16 protein-coding genes and 1 tRNA gene are annotated in these 17,252 nt (G+C 63.1%); 12 read left to right on the top strand and 5 right to left on the bottom strand.

The genetic code is table 11. The annotated features are described in order from the left end of the window. Positions 1 to 91 precede the first annotated feature (91 nt). The 4 genes from AB4Z37_RS03690 (at position 92) to AB4Z37_RS03675 (ending at position 5,911) form a co-directional block, all read left to right on the top strand. Positions 92 to 1,525 carry an MFS transporter gene (locus AB4Z37_RS03690; RefSeq protein ID WP_441515335.1) on the top strand — a complete coding sequence of 478 codons (1,434 nt, stop codon included), beginning with the start codon at positions 92 to 94 and terminating at the stop codon, positions 1,523 to 1,525. Beyond that, entirely contained in the window at positions 1,526 to 2,338 is an 813-nt protein-coding gene (gene otsB, locus AB4Z37_RS03685) for a trehalose-phosphatase (protein WP_441515334.1), read from the top strand. After that, complete coding sequence (locus tag AB4Z37_RS03680; protein ID WP_441515333.1) at positions 2,338 to 4,128, top strand: glycoside hydrolase family 15 protein; 1,791 nt, start codon at positions 2,338 to 2,340, stop codon at positions 4,126 to 4,128. The genes otsB and AB4Z37_RS03680 overlap by 1 nt, the downstream gene beginning before the upstream one ends. A gap of 316 nt (positions 4,129 to 4,444) precedes the next feature. Beyond that, positions 4,445 to 5,911, top strand: coding sequence for an alpha,alpha-trehalose-phosphate synthase (UDP-forming) (locus AB4Z37_RS03675; RefSeq protein ID WP_441515332.1), 1,467 nt, complete (start codon positions 4,445 to 4,447; stop codon positions 5,909 to 5,911). 153 nt (positions 5,912 to 6,064) lie between these two features. Here the strand turns inward: AB4Z37_RS03675 and AB4Z37_RS03670 are convergent, their stop codons facing one another. After that, positions 6,065 to 6,289 carry a sulfurtransferase TusA family protein gene (locus AB4Z37_RS03670; RefSeq protein ID WP_441515331.1) on the bottom strand — a complete coding sequence of 75 codons (225 nt, stop codon included), beginning with the start codon at positions 6,287 to 6,289 and terminating at the stop codon, positions 6,065 to 6,067. Between AB4Z37_RS03670 and AB4Z37_RS03665 the strand changes: the two genes are divergently transcribed. Continuing rightward, positions 6,288 to 6,461, top strand: coding sequence for a hypothetical protein (locus AB4Z37_RS03665; RefSeq protein WP_441515330.1), 174 nt, complete (start codon positions 6,288 to 6,290; stop codon positions 6,459 to 6,461). The two genes, AB4Z37_RS03670 and AB4Z37_RS03665, sit on opposite strands and share 2 nt — an antisense overlap. Positions 6,462 to 6,546: 85 nt before the next feature. Next, positions 6,547 to 6,636: transfer RNA gene (locus tag AB4Z37_RS03660), tRNA-Ser, on the top strand. A gap of 136 nt (positions 6,637 to 6,772) precedes the next feature. Here AB4Z37_RS03660 and AB4Z37_RS03655 read toward each other — a convergent pair. Continuing rightward, positions 6,773 to 7,138 (bottom strand): hypothetical protein, encoded by a 366-nt coding sequence (locus tag AB4Z37_RS03655; RefSeq protein ID WP_441515329.1) that lies wholly within the window; start codon positions 7,136 to 7,138, stop codon positions 6,773 to 6,775. Positions 7,139 to 7,200: 62 nt separating this feature from the next. Then, on the bottom strand, positions 7,201 to 7,488 hold the full coding sequence (locus AB4Z37_RS03650; protein ID WP_441515328.1) for a hypothetical protein: 288 nt from the start codon (positions 7,486 to 7,488) through the stop codon (positions 7,201 to 7,203). A 215-nt stretch (positions 7,489 to 7,703) separates the two neighbouring features. Between AB4Z37_RS03650 and AB4Z37_RS03645 the strand changes: the two genes are divergently transcribed. From AB4Z37_RS03645 to AB4Z37_RS03625, 5 genes are all read left to right on the top strand, one after another. Then, complete coding sequence (locus AB4Z37_RS03645) at positions 7,704 to 8,777, top strand: sensor histidine kinase (protein WP_441515327.1); 1,074 nt, start codon at positions 7,704 to 7,706, stop codon at positions 8,775 to 8,777. Positions 8,778 to 8,844: 67 nt separating this feature from the next. Beyond that, the gene (locus AB4Z37_RS03640) at positions 8,845 to 9,498 is read left to right on the top strand and encodes a response regulator transcription factor (RefSeq protein ID WP_441515326.1); all 654 of its coding nucleotides are present in this window, start codon (positions 8,845 to 8,847) and stop codon (positions 9,496 to 9,498) included. 159 nt (positions 9,499 to 9,657) lie between these two features. Continuing rightward, a complete protein-coding gene (locus AB4Z37_RS03635; RefSeq protein ID WP_441515325.1) occupies positions 9,658 to 10,023 on the top strand; it encodes a hypothetical protein in 366 nt (121 codons plus the stop codon). A 1-nt stretch (position 10,024) separates the two neighbouring features. Continuing rightward, positions 10,025 to 11,734 carry an OmpA family protein gene (locus AB4Z37_RS03630; RefSeq protein WP_441515324.1) on the top strand — a complete coding sequence of 570 codons (1,710 nt, stop codon included), beginning with the start codon at positions 10,025 to 10,027 and terminating at the stop codon, positions 11,732 to 11,734. Continuing rightward, complete coding sequence (locus tag AB4Z37_RS03625; RefSeq protein ID WP_441515323.1) at positions 11,731 to 12,240, top strand: hypothetical protein; 510 nt, start codon at positions 11,731 to 11,733, stop codon at positions 12,238 to 12,240. Before AB4Z37_RS03630 ends, AB4Z37_RS03625 begins: the two co-directional genes overlap by 4 nt. 201 nt (positions 12,241 to 12,441) lie before the next feature. On the opposite strand, the gene AB4Z37_RS03620 is transcribed toward AB4Z37_RS03625, so the two are convergent. Both AB4Z37_RS03620 and recQ read right to left on the bottom strand, forming a co-directional pair. Then, positions 12,442 to 12,636: a hypothetical protein gene (locus AB4Z37_RS03620; protein ID WP_441515322.1), complete on the bottom strand. Its 195-nt coding sequence runs from the start codon at positions 12,634 to 12,636 to the stop codon at positions 12,442 to 12,444. 167 nt (positions 12,637 to 12,803) lie between these two features. Continuing rightward, positions 12,804 to 14,645, bottom strand: coding sequence for a DNA helicase RecQ (recQ, locus tag AB4Z37_RS03615; RefSeq protein ID WP_441515321.1), 1,842 nt, complete (start codon positions 14,643 to 14,645; stop codon positions 12,804 to 12,806). 643 nt (positions 14,646 to 15,288) lie between these two features. On the opposite strand from recQ, the gene AB4Z37_RS03610 reads away from it, so the two are divergent. Then, positions 15,289 to 17,232, top strand: a complete 1,944-nt coding sequence (locus tag AB4Z37_RS03610) for a PrkA family serine protein kinase (RefSeq protein WP_441515320.1) — start codon at positions 15,289 to 15,291, stop codon at positions 17,230 to 17,232. Positions 17,233 to 17,252: the final 20 nt, after the last annotated feature.

Genomic DNA, 17,252 nt, shown 5'->3' with positions numbered 1-17,252 from the left:
CGCGGTGGAAGGACGCATGATGACTGCGGCGGATCATGCAGGGCTGGCCTGGTCGGACCGGAGCAGCGGGGACGTATGCGCGCGTGATGTGATGGCGGCGGGCGCGCGGGTCATCGACACCGACATTCCCGCGCGGCTGGACCGCCTGCCGTGGAGCAGCTTCCACACGCTCGTGGTGGTCGCGCTCGGGATCACCTGGATTCTCGATGGTCTCGAGGTGACGCTGGCCGGAGCGCTGTCGGGCGCGCTGAAACAGAGCCCGACGTTGCGCTTCGACAACATCGACATCGGCTTTGCCAGCAGCGCTTATCTCGGCGGCGCCGTGCTCGGCGCCCTCCTGTTTGGCTGGTTCACCGACCGGCTCGGCCGCAAGAAACTGTTCTTCATCACGCTGTCGCTTTATCTCGCGGCCACCGCGGCGACGGCGCTGTCGTGGAATGTGTGGAGCTTCAGCCTGTTTCGCTTTTTCACGGGAGCGGGGATCGGCGGCGAGTATACCGCGATCAACTCCACCATTCAGGAGTTGGTGCCCGCGCGCTTTCGCGGATGGACCGATCTCGTCATCAACGGCAGCTTCTGGATCGGTGCCGCGATGGGCGCGGTCGGAACGATCGTGCTGCTCAATCCCGCGATGATCGATCCCGATCTTGGCTGGCGGCTCGCTTTCCTGATCGGTGCGACATTGGGTCTCGTCGTGTTCCTGATGCGCTTGTGGATTCCGGAGAGCCCGCGCTGGCTGATGATCCACGGTCAACCGGCGCGCGCGCAGCAGATCGTGAGCGAGATCGAAGCTTCCGTCGCTGCTGCGCCGTCGGCGGGCTCTCTGCCGGCGATCCGCCTCACCATGCGATCGCATACGGCGCTGCGCGAGGTGGCGCGGACGCTGTTCCTGACCTATCGCCAGCGCGCGATGGTCGGCCTTGCGTTGATGACCGCACAGGCGTTCTTCTACAACGCGATCTTCTTCACCTATGCCTTGGTGTTGACCGATTTCTTCGGCATCGCGGCCGATCAGGTCGGCTGGTACATCCTGCCGTTCGCGGCAGGGAATTTCCTCGGGCCGTTGCTGCTGGGACGATTGTTCGACAGTCTCGGACGACGCGCGATGATCGCGCTGACCTATGGCGTGTCGGGACTTCTGCTGGCCGTGTCCGGCTATCTGTTCTCGATCGGCGTGATGAGCGCGCAGACCCAGACGATCAGCTGGATGATCATCTTCTTCTTCGCCTCGCCGGCCGCGAGTGCCGCGTATCTCACGGTGAGCGAGACGTTTCCGCTCGAGGTGCGGGCACTGGCGATCGCGCTGTTCTACGCGATCGGAACCGGGATCGGCGGCGTGGCAGGCCCCGCGCTGTTCGGCGTGCTGATCGCGAGCGGTTCACGCAACAGTGTGTTCGCCGGCTATCTTTTGGGAGCATTTTTGATGGTAGCAGCGGCTGTGATCGCGTGGCGGTTCTGCATTCCCGCCGAACGCCGCGCACTCGAAGACGTTGCACGGCCTCTCGCGGCCGAGGAGCATGGTTGAATGATACGGAACGACGCCGATTTGAAGTTGCCGATATCCTCGGTGGCGAAAAGCGCGCCCCTCGTCGCGGCAACGATTCCGTCGCTGGAGGAGTGCGCGCTGCTGCTCGATATCGATGGCACCCTGCTGGAGCTCGCGCCCACTCCCGGTGATGTGCGGGTGCCCACCGGATTGCGACAGACGATCGAAGCGCTGCTCGGGCGCACCTCGGGGGCGCTCGCGCTGGTCAGCGGTCGCCCGATCGACGATATCGATGAGATTTTTGCTCCTGCGCAGTTTCCGGCGGTTGGAGGACATGGTGCGGAGACGCGGGCCGTAGCCCGCGGTCGTATCGTGCCGGCGTCGATCCAGCCGATCGACCCGGACCTGAAGCGGCGGTTTGCGGCGATCGCAGATCTCGCGCCCGGCGTTCTGCTCGAGGACAAGGGCTATTCGCTGGCGCTGCACTATCGTCTCGCGCCGGAGGCGGAGCGCGCGATCTATCATGCGGTGTCGATGATCCGTGCCGAACTGCCGCAGGCGCCAATCGAAGTGCTGCCAGGCAAGGCGGTGTGCGAGATCAAGCCGGCGGGGTTCGACAAGGCCAGCGGGGTGCGCGACCTGATGCAGCGGGCCCCATTCAATGGACGGGTGCCGATTTTCCTCGGAGACGACGTCACCGACGAAACGGTATTCGCCATCATGCCGGATCTGCGCGGGCTGGCGTTTTCAGTAGGGCGTCATGCTCGCGGCGTTGCCGGATATTTCGATAACCCGCGCCAGGTTCGCGCCTGGCTGGAAGGCCTGCTCGTTCGCGAAGGATTGACCGCATAATGACTGACCATGGACTTGACCTTGCCGTGATCGGCAATGGCCGCACGGCCGCGCTGGTGGACCCGTCGGCGCGCCTGGTGTGGTGGTGCTATCCGCGGTTCGATTCCGACCCGATTTTTTCTCGCCTGCTCGCCGGCAATGAGGAGAAGGGATTCACCGACGTGGTGCTGGACGGCATGGTCGATGCGCAGTCCGATTACATTCGCAACACCGCGCTGGTTTCGACCATACTGACCGACCATCATGGCAATGCGGTGCGGGTCACGGATTTCGCGCCGCGGTTTCGGCAGTATGGCCGCATGTTCCGGCCGCCGCAGCTGTTCCGGATCATCGAGCCGATTGCCGGTCTGCCGCGGATCACCGTCCGTGTCAGGCCGACCCATGCCTACGGCAAGCCGCTCGCCTGGCGCACGATGGGCAGCAATCACATCCGCTACGTGCACGACGATCTCGCGATCCGCATGACCACTGACGGGCCATTGGCGCTGATTGACAATGAATCACCCTTCGTGCTGACGCGGCCGCTGCACCTCGTGTTCGGCACCGACGAGCCGTTCCCCGGTGATCTCGCCTCCACGGCCGCGTCGTTCGCCGACCAGACCAGGGCATATTGGCTCGATTGGGTGCGGCGTCTGTATATTTCCTACGACTGGCAGGAAGCGATCATCCGCGCGGCGATCACGCTGAAGCTGTCGAATTTCGAGGAAACCGGCGGCATCATCGCCGCCCATACCACGTCCATTCCCGAAGCGCCGGGCTCGGGCCGCACGTGGGATTATCGCTACTGCTGGCTACGCGACGCCTACTTCGTGGTGAAGGCGCTCAACCGCGTCGGTGCCACCCAGACCATGGAGGACTTCATCGGCTTCACGCTGTCGATCGCCGCGAATGCCGATGACGACCTCAAGCCAGTGTACAGCGTCGTGCCGACGCTATCGCTCGACGAATGGATCGCTGGAGATCTGCAGGGCTACCGGGGCGACGGCCCGGTTCGGATCGGCAACGCGGCGGTGGACCAGATCCAGCACGACACCTATGGCAGCGTGATTCTTGCGGCGCTGCCGTTGTTCTTCGACCGGCGCTTGCCGAAGCCGGGCGACGAAAGCCTGTTTCGCCTGCTGGAGACCCTTGGGCACAAGGCGGCGAAGGTGGCGCTCGCGCCTGACGCCGGCATCTGGGAATATCGCGGGCGGCAGCGGGTCCACACCCATTCGTCGGCGATGTGCTGGGCGGGGGTCAACCGTCTGGCGGCGATCGCCACCCGCCTCGGTCTCGCCGACCGCGCCGCGCACTGGAACGCGATTGCCGATCCGCTGCACGCCGAGCTGATCGAGCGCGCCTGGAATCCGAAACGGCAGGCCTTCACCGCTGCGTTCGGTTCGGATGATCTCGACGCCAGCGTGCTGCTGCTGCCGGATCTCGGCGTCTGCGAGGTCGACGACCCGCGTTTCGTCAAGACCGTCGCCGCCATGGAGCGCGAATTGCTGCGGGAGAAGCATGTGATGCGCTACGCCGCCGAAGACGATTTCGGTCTTCCCGTGACGGCGTTTTTGATCTGCCGGTTCTGGCTGATCGATGCGTGGTGGTCACTCGGCCGCAGGGAAGAGGCGCGCGAGCTGTTCGTCGACGCGCTGGCACACCGCAATCGGTATGGATTGCTGTCGGAGGATGTCGATCCCAAATCCGGTGCACTGTTCGGCAACTTCCCACAGACCTATTCGATGGCCGGGTTGATTCTCACCGGCATGAAGCTGTCGCGGAACTGGGAAGATCGCTACTGGCGCGGATGAGGTGCGCCGGCTTCGCAAGCTGTGTCCGGCGCATGCATGCAGCGCCTGTCGTGCGTTGAGCGCCAAGGAACACGGTTCCCGTGCGGCGTTGCCTGAATTTGACTTCAATTGGGACGAAGGGTGGCCGCCGGACGATTCATCGAGTTCCCGCGAGTGCGGGTGCTCATGAATCGAAACCCTTCGAGAATTGAGGGTTTTGAAGCAATTCCGGCGCGGTACCGCGGGGACTTGACGAAGCGGTTCGCTGTCCGGTTCAGTCAGGAACCATATTGATGAACGGCCGTTTATCTCTCGATCAAAAATCGGAGAACAGCCTGTGAATCTCGTTGTCGTCTCGAATCGCGTGGCGCGCGCGAAGGCCAACGAGCCCATGACAGGGGGCTTGGCGGCGGCACTCTTGCCGATGGTGGAAAAGTCCGGGGCGATTTGGGTTGGTTCCAGCGGTCGCGTTCGTGACGGTGCGCTGAAGGATCCGTTTCCTCGAATCGAGTCGTTGGGCGCGGGTGCGATCGCCATGCTCGACCTGCCGGCGGATCACTATGGCGGTTACTACGAGGGTTTTGCCAATTCGGCCCTTTGGCCGGCGCTCCATTCGCGTCCGGACCTGATCCGCGTCTCCAACGACGACTACCAGTCCTATCGTGAGGTGAATGCGTTCATGGCGCGGGCGCTGCTGCGTTTCCGGCGGCCCGACACCGCGTTCTGGATCCAAGATTACCACTTTCTCGCACTGGGCGCCGAGCTGCGTGATCTCAATGTGCAGCAGCCGATTGGCTTCTTTCTGCACACGCCGTGGCCGGTGCGCGCGGTGATTTGCGGCGTGCCGAACCATCGCGAGCTGATCGGCGCCATGCTCGCGTACAATCTCATCGGCTTCCAGACCGACGATGACTGCGAGAATTTTGCCGACTATTTGCGCGGCGAACTCGGCCTCGAGGTGGAGGACGGCGTGGTGACGTCGCGCTATGGCCTGTCGCGCCTTGCCGTATTTCCCATCGGGATCGATGTCGATGCGTTCACCCAGCACGCCGCCCGGGCCGCTTCGCATCCCGACGTGTCGCGTCTGCGCATGAGCCTGCACGGCGAGCGGCTGGCGATTGGTGTCGATCGCGTCGATTACTCCAAGGGGCTGGTCAATCGCATCAATGCGTTCGACCGGTTGCTGTCGATGCAGCCGTCTCTGAAGCGTTCGGTGTCGCTGTTGCAGATCGCGACCCCATCCCGCGGCGGGATCGAAGCCTATGGCAATCTGCAGAACGAACTGGCCAAGCTTGTCACCGAGGTGAACGGTCGCCATGGCGAAGTGGACTGGACGCCGATCCGCTATCTCAGCAAGGGCTTCAGCCAGACTGTGCTGGCTGGGTTCTATCGCGCGGCGCAGGTCGGCGTGGTGACGCCGCTGCATGACGGCATGAATCTCGTCGCCAAGGAATATGTCGCGGCCCAGAATCCAACCGATCCGGGGGTGCTGGTGCTGTCGAAGTTCGCCGGCGCGGCGAACGAGCTGGACGCGGCGCTGCTGGTCAATCCGCACGACATCGACGCCATGGCGCGCGCGATTTCGACGGCCCTCACCATGCCGGCGCCCGAACGCCGCATGCGCTGGGAGGCGATGATGCAGCGGCTGCGCGCCGGCACGATCCATCAGTGGTTCTCGGACTTCGTCGAAGCGCTCGAAGACGCGCACAACCTCTCCGACAGGTCGATAGTCGCCGCCAGGCCGATGTTTGGCGGCCATGCGGTGAGGCCGCTCTACTCGGTCGGCGCGGGCCGGCTGCAGTAATCCGTCATTGGCGGGTGGCGCCGGCCGTCATCGCAGCGCACGGATGAGCCGTCGCGCCGGCAGGTTCGGGCATTTGCGAGGGACAGACCTGCCAGCATCAGCGGCGCGACATGGTAGCCGCGGCGCGCGATTCGCCTGGCGACCGGGTGGGGATCATGGCTTGCGGATCCGAAAGGTCAGGACGTCGCCATGCTGCTCCGATGCTTCCAGTATGTCGCCGGTCTGCCCCAGCAGCACCGGGATGTCGATTGCGGTCATCGGGTCGGTGCATTCCACCACCACCACATCCCCGCTTGCGAGCGCGCGCAACGCCTTGCGGGTGTGCAGGACAGGCAGCGGGCATTTCAGTCCCTGGAGACGCAGGATCGTTTCGGGCATGGCTGGCTCATTGGTGTCGAGCTCCGGTCTCGCCGCTGACCCGGCAAAAATCAAGCAGGCGGCCGGGCCGGAGGCCGAAAAGGGCGAAGCGGGCGTCACTCTGGTGTCATTCCTGCCCTGCATGGGCGTATCGGAGCGGTCAAGCGGCGAGCGAGGCGCGGTAAATAAATAATCAAAATCAATATCTTGTAGAAATGTGTCGTTGTCGTCCCGCGCTCTCTTGCAAAAGTCCGGCGGCTCCGTATGAGAGGGCGCGTGGAGAGGTGGCCGAGTGGTTGAAGGCGCACGCCTGGAAAGTGTGTATACGGGAAACCGTATCGCGGGTTCGAATCCCGCTCTCTCCGCCACGAGATCCCTGAAACTTTCGTAAAATCAAATACTTGATGCTGGGCGCTCGTTGCACGGGCGTCGCGAGCCGGCAGACCATGTCGGATTGCGCGTCGTCAGGGCGGCCCATCGGCGCGCGTTTCCGCAGCCGCGGCCTCAACGGGGATGCGCGAGCGAGTTGCCAATCTCCCGGAGGGGGGAGGGGGACATCGGGAGGTGAGGTTCGCGGGCAATCCGCGTCCCCAGGATGTCGGTGACGCCGCCGCGGGGCCGGCGCTCGCATTTCCGGAGCGCGAGGCCGAGCACCCAGACCGCAAGCCCGAACGCGGAGAGGATCAGTCCGCCGACAAGCAGGGCACTTCCGAATCGTGTCTCCAGCATCAGAAGTCCTGAGAGGACGGCGAAGAAGCCGCCTCCAATGACTGCCGATCCGATCCAGAGCAGGAGCATTTGTCCTCGCTTTTCGCCGCCGAACTGGTCGTGTGCGGCAACTCGTACCAAGGTGATGTCCAGGCCGGTCATTCCGAGACCGCGGAAACAAGGTGAGGATTGCGGCGTTTCCTTCCGCTCATTCGTTTCGCCGCTCAGCTCGAATAGATTTCCCGCGCGCGCTTGGTTGCCGTTGCGAAGCGCATTGTTGTGCTGAGCTTCAGAAGACCAGCGCGCGTGAGCGACAGAATGGTTCGCTGTGTGTAGAACGGCCCCGATCCGCTCGCGGCATAGCCGCGGGGATAGAAGCGGAGACGTCCGGCGAGCGCTGCCCCAAGCGCCGCTTGCTGCCGCGCCGTGATTGCAGCGCTTCTGGGGCTGCCTGTCGCATTGGCCAAATCGCCGGGACGAGCACGCCGTGGCTTTTGAAATACGACCGTCATCCGTCGACTCATGGCTTGCATCGCGGGGGCCTGCGGTAGAACGATGCCGGTACGCCTGCCTCCCCCCGTTACCACCAGATCAAAATCGCATTTGCGGACTCGACGACATGTGGCGAAAGTCACGATCGGAGATGACGAAAGTCATATTCGTTTGTCGCCGGTCTGGGCGTACGTCAGTATCGGGCGGATAGCCTTGGAATGGGTTCGGGGAAAGGATGATCGATCTCAGCGCTGAGTTGTTTCCGGCGGCAGAGGCCGGCGTCATCGGGCTCGCCATCATCCGCGCCGATCACGTGGTGCAGGAGAGAATCGGTCGTCTGGTCGAATGGCTGCCGGCGATCGGGGACGATTGCTGCCAATGCATGATGCTGGTCGGGATGGAGGCCGAGCTGGCTGCGCTGTCCGAAGGGCGTCGGGACATGATCGCGCTGGCCAGCGTGCGCGGCGCGTCGTCCGGAATGGACGTGCCGGTGACAGCGACCATTCTGTGGAATGGGGCGCAGTCGCACTATCTTGTGATTGCGATGCCGGACTTCGCGGCGCGCCAGGTGGAAGTCCTGCTGGGGAGCGAACGGCGAGCCCGGCGCCTGGTCGAGCAGCAGCTCGAGGCCGCGAGCGCGGAGGTGCGTTTTGCCTCGCTGGCGCGGGCGCGTCTGCGTCTGGCGCGCGACCTGCACGATACGCTCGTGCATTCGATTGTTTCTCTGCTGACCCAGATCCGGCTGATTCGGCATTTCCTGTCGACCGATCCGGCTCGCGTCGCCGACGGCCTTGCGACGGCCGAAGATGCCGCCATCAGCGGTCTGGCTCGTGCGCGCGAAGCCATCGCCCGCCTGAGGATGCCGGATGAGCTGGAGTTGATGCCGGATGTCGAAGAGATGCTGTCGGATTTCACGGCGCGGACGGGCGTCGAGGTGTCGGCGTCCATCGACGACGGGACGCGTGACGGGCTGCGCAACCACAGCATGACGGTGAAGCGCATTCTCAGCGAGGCGTTGCGCAATGTCGAGGTGCATGCGCGCGCGCGGCGGGTGCAATTCCGGGCGATGGCGGAGCGAAGTGCCTCCGGCCAGAGGCTTGTCGTCGAGATTCGCGACGACGGGCGCGGCTTTGATCCGATGGTGCCGCATCCCGGGCATTTCGGGTTGATCGGCATGGCTGAATTTGCTGAGCTGGTCGGTGGAGATTGCCTGGTGGAGAGCTCTCCCGGCGCAGGCACGCTGGTCCGGATTTCGCTTCCGGCGACAATCCCGCCGGTGGTGCCGTCTTCGGGGACATTCGTGAATTGAGTTGCGGCAGATCGAAAATCACCGCACACCGGATGTGACAGATATAGACGAGATCATAGGACCGTCCGTGAGCAATATCGAAAAGATCAGAGTGCTGATCGCCGAAGATCAGGCATTGATCAGGGAGGGCCTTGCCACGCTTCTCGCGCAGCAGAACGACGATCTTGAAATCGTTGCGGGAGCCGCTGATGGCGAGCAGGCGATCGAATTCACGCGTCGATACCGACCGGACGTCATTCTGATGGATCTGCAGATGCCGCGCGTCGACGGCATCACGGCGACGCAGCGAATTCTTCGCGAGTTTCCGCAGACCAATATCGTCGTGCTGACCACCTTCGAGACCAATGATCTGATCTTCGAGGCGGTCAGTGCCGGGGCGAAGGCCTACCTGCTGAAGGATGCCAGGACCGAGGAGATCGCGACCACCATCCGGGCGGTTACGAACGGCCAGTCCGGGCTGTCGCCGAGCGTGGCCGCGCGCATTCTCGATGAGTTCAAGCGACTGCGGCGCCCGCGCGCGTCGGCGAAGCTGTCTGCCCAGGAGGGGCTGACCGCTCGTGAGAATGAAATTCTCAAGCTCATCGTCGAGGGCAAGAGCAACACCGAGATCGGTGAGCAGCTGCATTTGTCCGAGGGGACGGTGAAGAACTATGTCAGCACGATCCTGGGCAAGTGTCAGGTCAAAAACAGAACGGAACTCGCAGTGAAGACAATCACTTAAGAGAAGTCTCGCGGAGCCGCTGTGTGCGATGGTCAATTCCGTACGCAGCGGCTGTGCGCTTGATCTGGGTCGAAATTTCTGAATTAGCTACCATATCAATTCGTTTTTTTATCTGAAGCTCCGCGAGCACGAGGAGTGTTGGATAACCGGGGAACTGCGATGAAGGGCACTGAGCGCCAGGTAAAAATGACAGATGGATCGTTGAATCCGGCGCCCCCGACCAATGGGTTGGATGCCGCTGTGCGCGGGGAAACAACGATCGATCAGGTTCGTGATCTCTTGTTCGGCGGCGCGCAGCGCTCCATCGAGAGCAATCTGTCGGGCCTGCGGGACGAGATGCTGGCATCCCTCGCGCAGCTCCAAGCCGACTTCACGAAGGAGCTGGCCTCGCTGCAAGCGAAGGTCCAGCAGCTGGAGCAGGATACCGAGCACAAGCGGCTCGCGTCGCTGAGGGATATCGGTGCGTCGATTTCGCAGCTTGGTGCGGCCATCACCGGATTGGGATCTGACCGCGCGGGAAAGTAGCATGGGAGCTGCTGCCGGCCAGAACCGGGAAATCGAACAGCTCAGAGCCCTGCTGCTTCAACCCGAGGCCGCGCGCCTTCAGACGCTGGAAGGCAATGTTGCCTTCCTTCAGCAGTATGTTGGTACCGCTGATCGTCTCGAAACGGCGACGGCAGAGATATTGGTCGCCGCGCTGGAGCGCGCGGAAGTCGAGCGTCCGCGCGAGCTCGCCAATGCCATCGCGCCCCTGGTGGTGTCTGCGATCCGGAGCGAGATCAGGAATTCGCGCGAGCAGATGATCGATGCGCTCTATCCCATCACCGGGCGGCTGGTGAGTGCGGCGGTCGCCAATTCTTTCAAGGAGCTGGTGTCGTTCATCGAGCAGCGCATCAATGCGCTGACGTCGGCCGAGCTCTGGATCGGGCGCATCAAGTCGCTGGTGACGGGGCGTCCGATCAGCGAATTCGTCCTGGCGAACAGCCAGCCGGCCCGTGTCAACCGGCTGCTGATCATCGAGCGCGGCAATGGCCGGCTGATCGCGGACTGGAAGCGTGAGGGCACGGTCGACGAGCGTGCGGACTTGCTCAGCGCGATGGTCGCGGCGATTCTCGAGTTTTCAGTTCAGGCGCTGGCCGGAGAGGGAAACCTGCGAACGCTCGATTTCGGCGGGCGGGCGGTCGTCCTTCGCGAGTCGCCGCGGTTCATTCTCGCGGCGGAATGCCTCGGTCCTCTTCGTCCGGCCGATGATGCGCGGATCAATTCGCTTTTCTTCGATACGATCGAGACCATTGACCGCGGCACGGCCGCCGATGCGACGATGCTCGCCTCCCTGGCTGCGGCCATTGAAACAGACCTGTCACCGGCCAGGAAGGCAGGCCGGCGCGGAAGAGCTGCTCTCGTCATCCTGCTCGTTCTCGGTGCTGCGCTACTTGCCTGGCAACTCGCAACATTCGTGAGCCGAACCATGGTCGAACGCCGCACGGACGCGGCGGTCGCGCAACTGGTGGCAAGGCAGCCGTTGCTGGCATCATTTCCGCTGCGGCTGGAATTCGATCACGGCAACCGAAGTGTTTCGGTGTCTGGCATCGAGCCCAGCCAGGTCGAGATTGCTCCGCTGATCGAGGGGCTCACCCAGGCGGCGGCGCCGTACCGGGTCGTCAACCGTATCGGCGTGCTGCCCGGCCTGGAGGCGTTCGCGGCCCTGCGCTCTGATGTCGCGGCCCTGCAGCGGTCGGCTGCCGAAGTGCAGGTGGCCGCTGCTGAAACGCGCACGATGATCGCCGAAGAGACGAAGTCCCGAAGCCTGCAAGATGCCCGCCTGGATGAGCAACAGGCCGGCCTGAAGTCTGTCGTCGACCGGCCAGCCGAACGTCTCAATCGCTTCATCGCTTCGGCGGCCATCTTTTTTGGCAATAGCGACGAATTCCTCAATGGTGATGACGCCGCGCGCCAGATCCGGGACCTCGCAGCACTGCTCGCTGGTAACGATCTGCGCGTGCGTATCGTCGGATATGCGGACGAAAGTGGATCGGACGCGGGCAACAAGGTCCTTGGCCGCAAGCGAGCCGAACAGGTGATGCGGCGTGTGGCGTCTCTCGGGATCGAGCCTTCGCGGCTGTTCGTGGTGTCGCGCTCGGCGTCGAATCCAATCACCGACAGGGTCGGCGTTTCGGTCGGCGGAAACCGCCGCGTCACATTTGAAAACGTGTTTCAGGCCGAAGTTGCGCCATGACGCTGACGGCGAAAGTGATGCTTCTTGGTGACATGGGTGTCGGCAAGACATCGATCATGTACCGCGTCGTCTATGATCGCTTCGACGGGCAATACAAGACCACCTTGGGAGTGGAGGTCTTGAGCTATGACGTCCCCTCGATCCCGGGCGATGGTGCAGACCCGACGCGGTTCGTGTTGTGGGATACGGACGGCGATTTTGGAACGCAGATCTTCGACACCGTCTATGTGACTGGCGCGTCCGCGGCGATCATCGTGTCGGACGTCACGCGGCCGCAGACGGTCACCCGTATGATCGAGCTGATTCACGGCTTCGAAACCCGGTTTCCGGGGCGCCCCTACAGGGCCTTGTTGAACAAGACCGATCTGCCGGAAGCTGCGGGTAGCGCCATGCGTCTCGCCGAGGTCGCGAAGTCGAACGTCAAGTTGGTCAGCGCCAAGACCGGCGCCGGCATCGTCGAGAGTTTCGTCGAGCTTGCTCAGACCATTCGCCGCCGCCAGCTTTAGCGGTGGCCGGCGCATGCGGCTCCGTCCGTCAAAAAGAAAACGCCCGTGGGGGCGGGCGTTTTCTCACTGATGCCACTCCGCGGAGTGACGGTGGACGGGGTCGTTGCCTGGGTCGTTCTGCAGCAATCCCCTCAGCCGTTGCCGGCTGTCGATCTGCGGGGCGCCTCCTGAGGAGGATCAAACGCTCCGCGAATTCAGCTGCTATCGTACCATCGAAGCCATGTTGCTGGTCAGCACGACAGTGTTGCGGGCCTTGAAGACGCCGGCCCGCAGATCATCGGATTGGCTCACACGAGATGAGATGCCGACGGCGGCAACGGCGATGGCTGCAACCAGCGCGACAACCACGATTCTCAGATGTGTCATGCGATCTGCGCTGTAGAGCGAGTGGTTCACGAAAGCCTCCTGCGCACGTCTCATCACAAGTACTTCCTGTCAGAACCAGCCTGCTGCGCGACAGCGTTTCGCCTGAGGTTCGATCACGCTTCGATCATAGGGGCCGCGCCAACCGGGCGGAATATGACTTTCGTCACTTTCTGTGCCGCCCGCGCAGCGTATCGGCGCTACGTCGTGGAACTCGCGACCAGCGCCAGCAGCGCTTCACCGTAGCGTTCGAGCTTCTTGTCGCCGATGCCGGAAATCGCTCCAAGCTCCGGGAAGGTCCCCGGGCGCAGCGCTGCGATGCTCTCGAGCGTTGCGTCATGCAGCACGACATAGGCCGGGACGCCGCGCTTGCGTGCCGTCTCGGACCGCCAGGAACGCAGCGCGTCCAGCAAGGCGCTGCCGGCGCCGGCAGGTACGGCATCGCGCTTCGTCCTGGACTTCGCGCTTCGCCCGGCGGCGGAGGAGTAGGTTTCCTCACGCAGCATCACGCGCGTTTCTCCCTTGAGAACGCCCCGCGCCGTGTCGGTCAGCATCAGGGCGCCGTAGGCCTCGCTGTCGGCCCGCAGATGGCCCTGTGCCACGACCTGGCGGAGCGCGGCGCGCCACTGCTTGTCGTTGAGATCGCTGCCGATGCCGAATACCGACAGCTTGTCGTGGCCGAACTGCCCGACCTTCTCGGTGGCGCGGCCGCTCAGCACGTCGATCAGGTGCATGGCGCCAAAACGCTGGCCGGTGCGGTAGGCGCATGACAGCAGCTTCTGTGCGATGACCGTGCCGTCCGTAATGCTCGGTGGCGACAGGCAGTTGTCGCAGTTGCCACAGTTCGCTGCTTTCGCGGCTTCGCCGAAATAGCCAAGTAAATGGGTGCGACGGCAATGCGGCGTTTCCGCGAGCGCAACCAGCGCGTCCAGCTTGCCGATCGAGACACGCTTGAAGGTATCGGAGCCAGTCGATTCGTCGATCATGCGCCGCTGCTGCACGATATCGGCAAGACCATAGGCCATCCATGCGACGGACGGCTTGCCATCGCGGCCGGCGCGGCCGGTTTCCTGATAATAGGCCTCGACGCTCTTCGGCAGGTCGAGATGAGCGACGAAGCGGACATCCGGCTTGTCGATGCCCATGCCGAACGCCACCGTGGCCACCATCACCAGGCTGTCCTCATTGACGAAGCGGTCCTGGTTGCGTGCGCGCACCGCCGGGTCGAGGCCGGCGTGATAGGGCAGCGCCGGAATGCCGGCCTTGACCAGGGCCGCGGCAGTGTCCTCGACCTTGGCGCGCGACAGGCAATAGACGATGCCTGCCTGGCCGGCGTGATGGCGGGAAATAAACGTTTCGAGCTGGGTCCGCGGATTGCGCTTGTCGACGATCTCGTAGCGGATATTCGGCCGGTCGAAGCTCGCGACGAAGCTGGGCGCATCGGTGAGCGCCAGGCGCTCGGCGATCTCGCGCCGCGTAATCTCGTCCGCCGTCGCGGTGAGGGCGATGCGCGGCACGTCGGGAAAGCGTTCGGCAAGTATCGACAGCCCGATATATTCGGGGCGGAAATCATGGCCCCATTGCGACACGCAATGCGCTTCGTCGATGGCGAACAGCGCGAGACGGCTACGTGCCAGCAGTGCAAGACAGCGCGGCGTCACCAGCCGCTCGGGGGCGACGTACAGCAGATCCAGGTCGCCGGCAACGAGGCGCGCTTCGACCGTGGAGGCTTCTTCCATCGACAGTGTCGAATTGAGCACTGCCGCCTTCACGCCGGCTTCCGTGAGGCTCGCGACCTGATCGCGCATCAGGGCGATCAATGGCGACACCACGATGCCGCATCCTTGGCGCAGCAGCGACGGCAACTGGTAGCAGATCGATTTGCCGCCGCCGGTCGGCATCAGCACGAGACAGTTGCCGCCACCGCTGACGTGGCTGACGATCTGCTCCTGCGGCCCGCGAAAGGCCGTGAGGCCAAACACGCTGTTGAGCAGCGCAACGGCGCGGGATTTATTTCCGGGGTTCGCGGCGGGATTGAACATGAGGTCCTGGCACGGAAGGCGGTCGCGGCATCGTCGCCGCGGTGGCGTGATCTGGATATCGCAAGGAGCGACTGCCGCGCAATCGCTGCAGGCGCTTTTTGTCCAGCCGGCCGCCCGCGTGATTGTGCAGCAAATCCAGAGCCTTGATCGCCTGGACCCGATGCGGCGGGGAGGCGAAGGAGCCGGCGGCTGAAAGTTCGGCCTGCGCGAGGCTGCGGCAAGGCACGCCATTGAATTCGCCGCACGCGTACACATGTCAAAAGGGAAGAGGAACTGCCTATTCGTTGGGCCGTTTCCACTGACAGCCACCGCATGGCGTGCAGCACCAGCGAATGAAGAGTGCTGCCAGTTCGTGATGCGCGGCGTGCGGCGACCGCTTCGAGAACGTTAACCAGACGGGTATCGGGCTATGTCGTTCATGTACGTGAGCTGCGAACGCATCCCGCTGCCGCCGAACTTTTTGGCAACAGCACAGGAATGAAACATGCGTCTGCCTAATTCCTGTATTGCGGAAGGACGTCTTGCGGGTGTCCAATCGCTTAACTGTGCTGCTGATTCGTCGATTGAATGTGCAGCTTTGATGACCGCTGCACGAACGTCGTCGCTCGGCATGCCGAATGACGGGGCTTAAGGAGACGGGGTCATGTACAACGATTCTCTGTTCAACGCCTTCGCTCGCTCGTTCGAGGCACGTAGCGAAGCCGACATGTCGATGTCGGAGTATCTGGAATCCTGCCGCGGCGATCCTATGCGATATGCGAATGCGGCGGAGCGGATCTTAGCTGCCATCGGCGAACCTCAGATGATCGACACGGCCAAGGACGCGCGCCTTGGCCGAATTTTTTTGAACCGGACGATGCGAGTCTACCCGGCGTTCTCGGGATTTTACGGCATGGAGGAGACGATCGAACGCATCGTCTCGTTCTTCCGGCATGCCGCGCAGGGTCTGGAGGAGCGCAAGCAGATTCTCTATCTGCTCGGTCCGGTCGGCGGCGGCAAGTCGTCGCTCGCCGAGCGACTGAAGTCGTTGATGGAAGTACATCCGATCTATGTGCTGAAGGCAGGCGACGAGTTGAGCCCGGTTTTCGAGAGCCCGCTCAGCCTGTTCGATCCCGAGACGATGGGAACGATCCTCGAGGAACGTTACGGTGTTCCGCGTCGCCGGCTCACCGGGCTGATGAGTCCGTGGTGCTACAAGCGGCTTGAGGCATTCGGTGGCGACATCTCGCGGTTCCGCGTCGCCAAGATCCAGCCGTCGCGGTTGCGCCAGATCGCGGTCGCCAAGACCGAGCCGGGTGACGAGAACAACCAGGACATCTCGTCCCTGGTCGGCAAGGTCGATATCCGCAAGCTCGAAACCTACGCCCAGAATGATCCCGACGCTTACAGCTACTCGGGCGGCCTCAATCGCGCCAATCAGGGTATTCTCGAATTCGTCGAGATGTTCAAGGCGCCCATCAAGATGTTGCACCCGCTGCTGACGGCGACGCAGGAGGGTAACTACATCGGGACCGAGAATATCGGCGCGATCCCGTTCACCGGCACCATCCTCGCCCACTCCAACGAGGCGGAGTGGCAGAGCTTCAAGAGCAACAAGAACAACGAAGCCTTCATCGATCGTATCTGCGTCATCAAGGTTCCGTACTGCCTGCGGGTGATCGAGGAGCAGAAGATCTATGAGAAGCTGATCCAGGGTTCGGAACTTGCCAGCGCTCCCTGCGCGCCGGCGACGCTGGAGACACTCGCGCGCTTCACAGTGTCGTCGCGCCTGCGCAAGCACGACAATTCGACCCTGTTCGCCAAGATGCGGGTTTATGACGGCGAAAGCCTCAAGGAATCCGATCCCAAGGCGCGCAGCGTGCAGGAATATCGTGATGCCGCCGGCGTCGACGAGGGAATGGACGGCGTATCCACCCGATTCGCTTTCAAGGTGCTGGCTGCGACCTTCAACCACGACACTGCCGAGGTCGGTGCCGACCCGGTGCATCTGATGTACAACCTCGAGCAGTCGATCCGCCGCGAGCAGCTCCCGGACGAGACTGAGAAGCGCTATCTGGAGTTCATCAAGGCAGAACTGGTGCCGCGCTATGCGGAGTTCATCGGCCACGAAATCCAGAAGGCCTATCTGGAATCCTACGCCGACTACGGCCAGAACCTGTTCGACCGCTATGTCGACTACGCCGATGCCTGGATCGAGGATCAGGATTTCAAGGATCCCGATACCGGCCAGCTGCTCGATCGCGAGCTGCTGAACCAGGAACTGACGAAGATCGAGAAGCCTGCCGGCATCGCCAACCCCAAGGACTTCCGCAACGAGATCGTCAAATTCTCGCTCCGGTCGCGGGCGCAGAATGGCGGCAAGAACCCTACCTGGACCAGCTACGAGAAGATCCGGGAAGTCATCGAGAAGCGCATCTTCTCGCAGGTCGAGGACCTGCTTCCGGTGATCTCGTTCGGATCGAAGCGGGACGGCGAGACTGAAAAGAAGCACGGCGAGTTCGTCGAGCGCATGGTCGACCGCGGCTATACGGAGCGGCAGGTGCGGCGTCTCGTCGAGTGGTACATGAGGGTCAAGCAGGCTGGCTGAGCGCAAACGCGAAGGTGGCA

This window comes from Bradyrhizobium sp. 2TAF24, from assembly GCF_052115025.1.
Lineage (GTDB): Bacteria > Pseudomonadota > Alphaproteobacteria > Rhizobiales > Xanthobacteraceae > Bradyrhizobium_A.
The sequence above is the reverse complement of the archived record's forward strand: the minus strand, read 5'-3'. Positions and strand labels throughout refer to the sequence as shown.

Bases quoted from the DNA above. Each gene is read 5' to 3' on its own strand.
- AB4Z37_RS03690 (WP_441515335.1), top strand. From the start codon at position 92: ATGGCGGCGGGCGCGCGGGTCATCGACACCGACATTCCCGCGCGGCTG.
- otsB (WP_441515334.1), top strand. From the start codon at position 1,526: ATGATACGGAACGACGCCGATTTGAAGTTGCCGATATCCTCGGTGGCG.
- AB4Z37_RS03680 (WP_441515333.1), top strand. From the start codon at position 2,338: ATGACTGACCATGGACTTGACCTTGCCGTGATCGGCAATGGCCGCACG.
- AB4Z37_RS03665 (WP_441515330.1), top strand. From the start codon at position 6,288: ATGGCTGGCTCATTGGTGTCGAGCTCCGGTCTCGCCGCTGACCCGGCA.
- AB4Z37_RS03670 (WP_441515331.1), bottom strand. From the start codon at position 6,289: ATGCCCGAAACGATCCTGCGTCTCCAGGGACTGAAATGCCCGCTGCCT.
- AB4Z37_RS03655 (WP_441515329.1), bottom strand. From the start codon at position 7,138: ATGACCGGCCTGGACATCACCTTGGTACGAGTTGCCGCACACGACCAG.
- AB4Z37_RS03650 (WP_441515328.1), bottom strand. From the start codon at position 7,488: ATGACGGTCGTATTTCAAAAGCCACGGCGTGCTCGTCCCGGCGATTTG.
- AB4Z37_RS03645 (WP_441515327.1), top strand. From the start codon at position 7,704: ATGATCGATCTCAGCGCTGAGTTGTTTCCGGCGGCAGAGGCCGGCGTC.
- AB4Z37_RS03635 (WP_441515325.1), top strand. From the start codon at position 9,658: ATGAAGGGCACTGAGCGCCAGGTAAAAATGACAGATGGATCGTTGAAT.
- AB4Z37_RS03630 (WP_441515324.1), top strand. From the start codon at position 10,025: ATGGGAGCTGCTGCCGGCCAGAACCGGGAAATCGAACAGCTCAGAGCC.
- AB4Z37_RS03625 (WP_441515323.1), top strand. From the start codon at position 11,731: ATGACGCTGACGGCGAAAGTGATGCTTCTTGGTGACATGGGTGTCGGC.
- recQ (WP_441515321.1), bottom strand. From the start codon at position 14,645: ATGTTCAATCCCGCCGCGAACCCCGGAAATAAATCCCGCGCCGTTGCG.
- AB4Z37_RS03610 (WP_441515320.1), top strand. From the start codon at position 15,289: ATGTACAACGATTCTCTGTTCAACGCCTTCGCTCGCTCGTTCGAGGCA.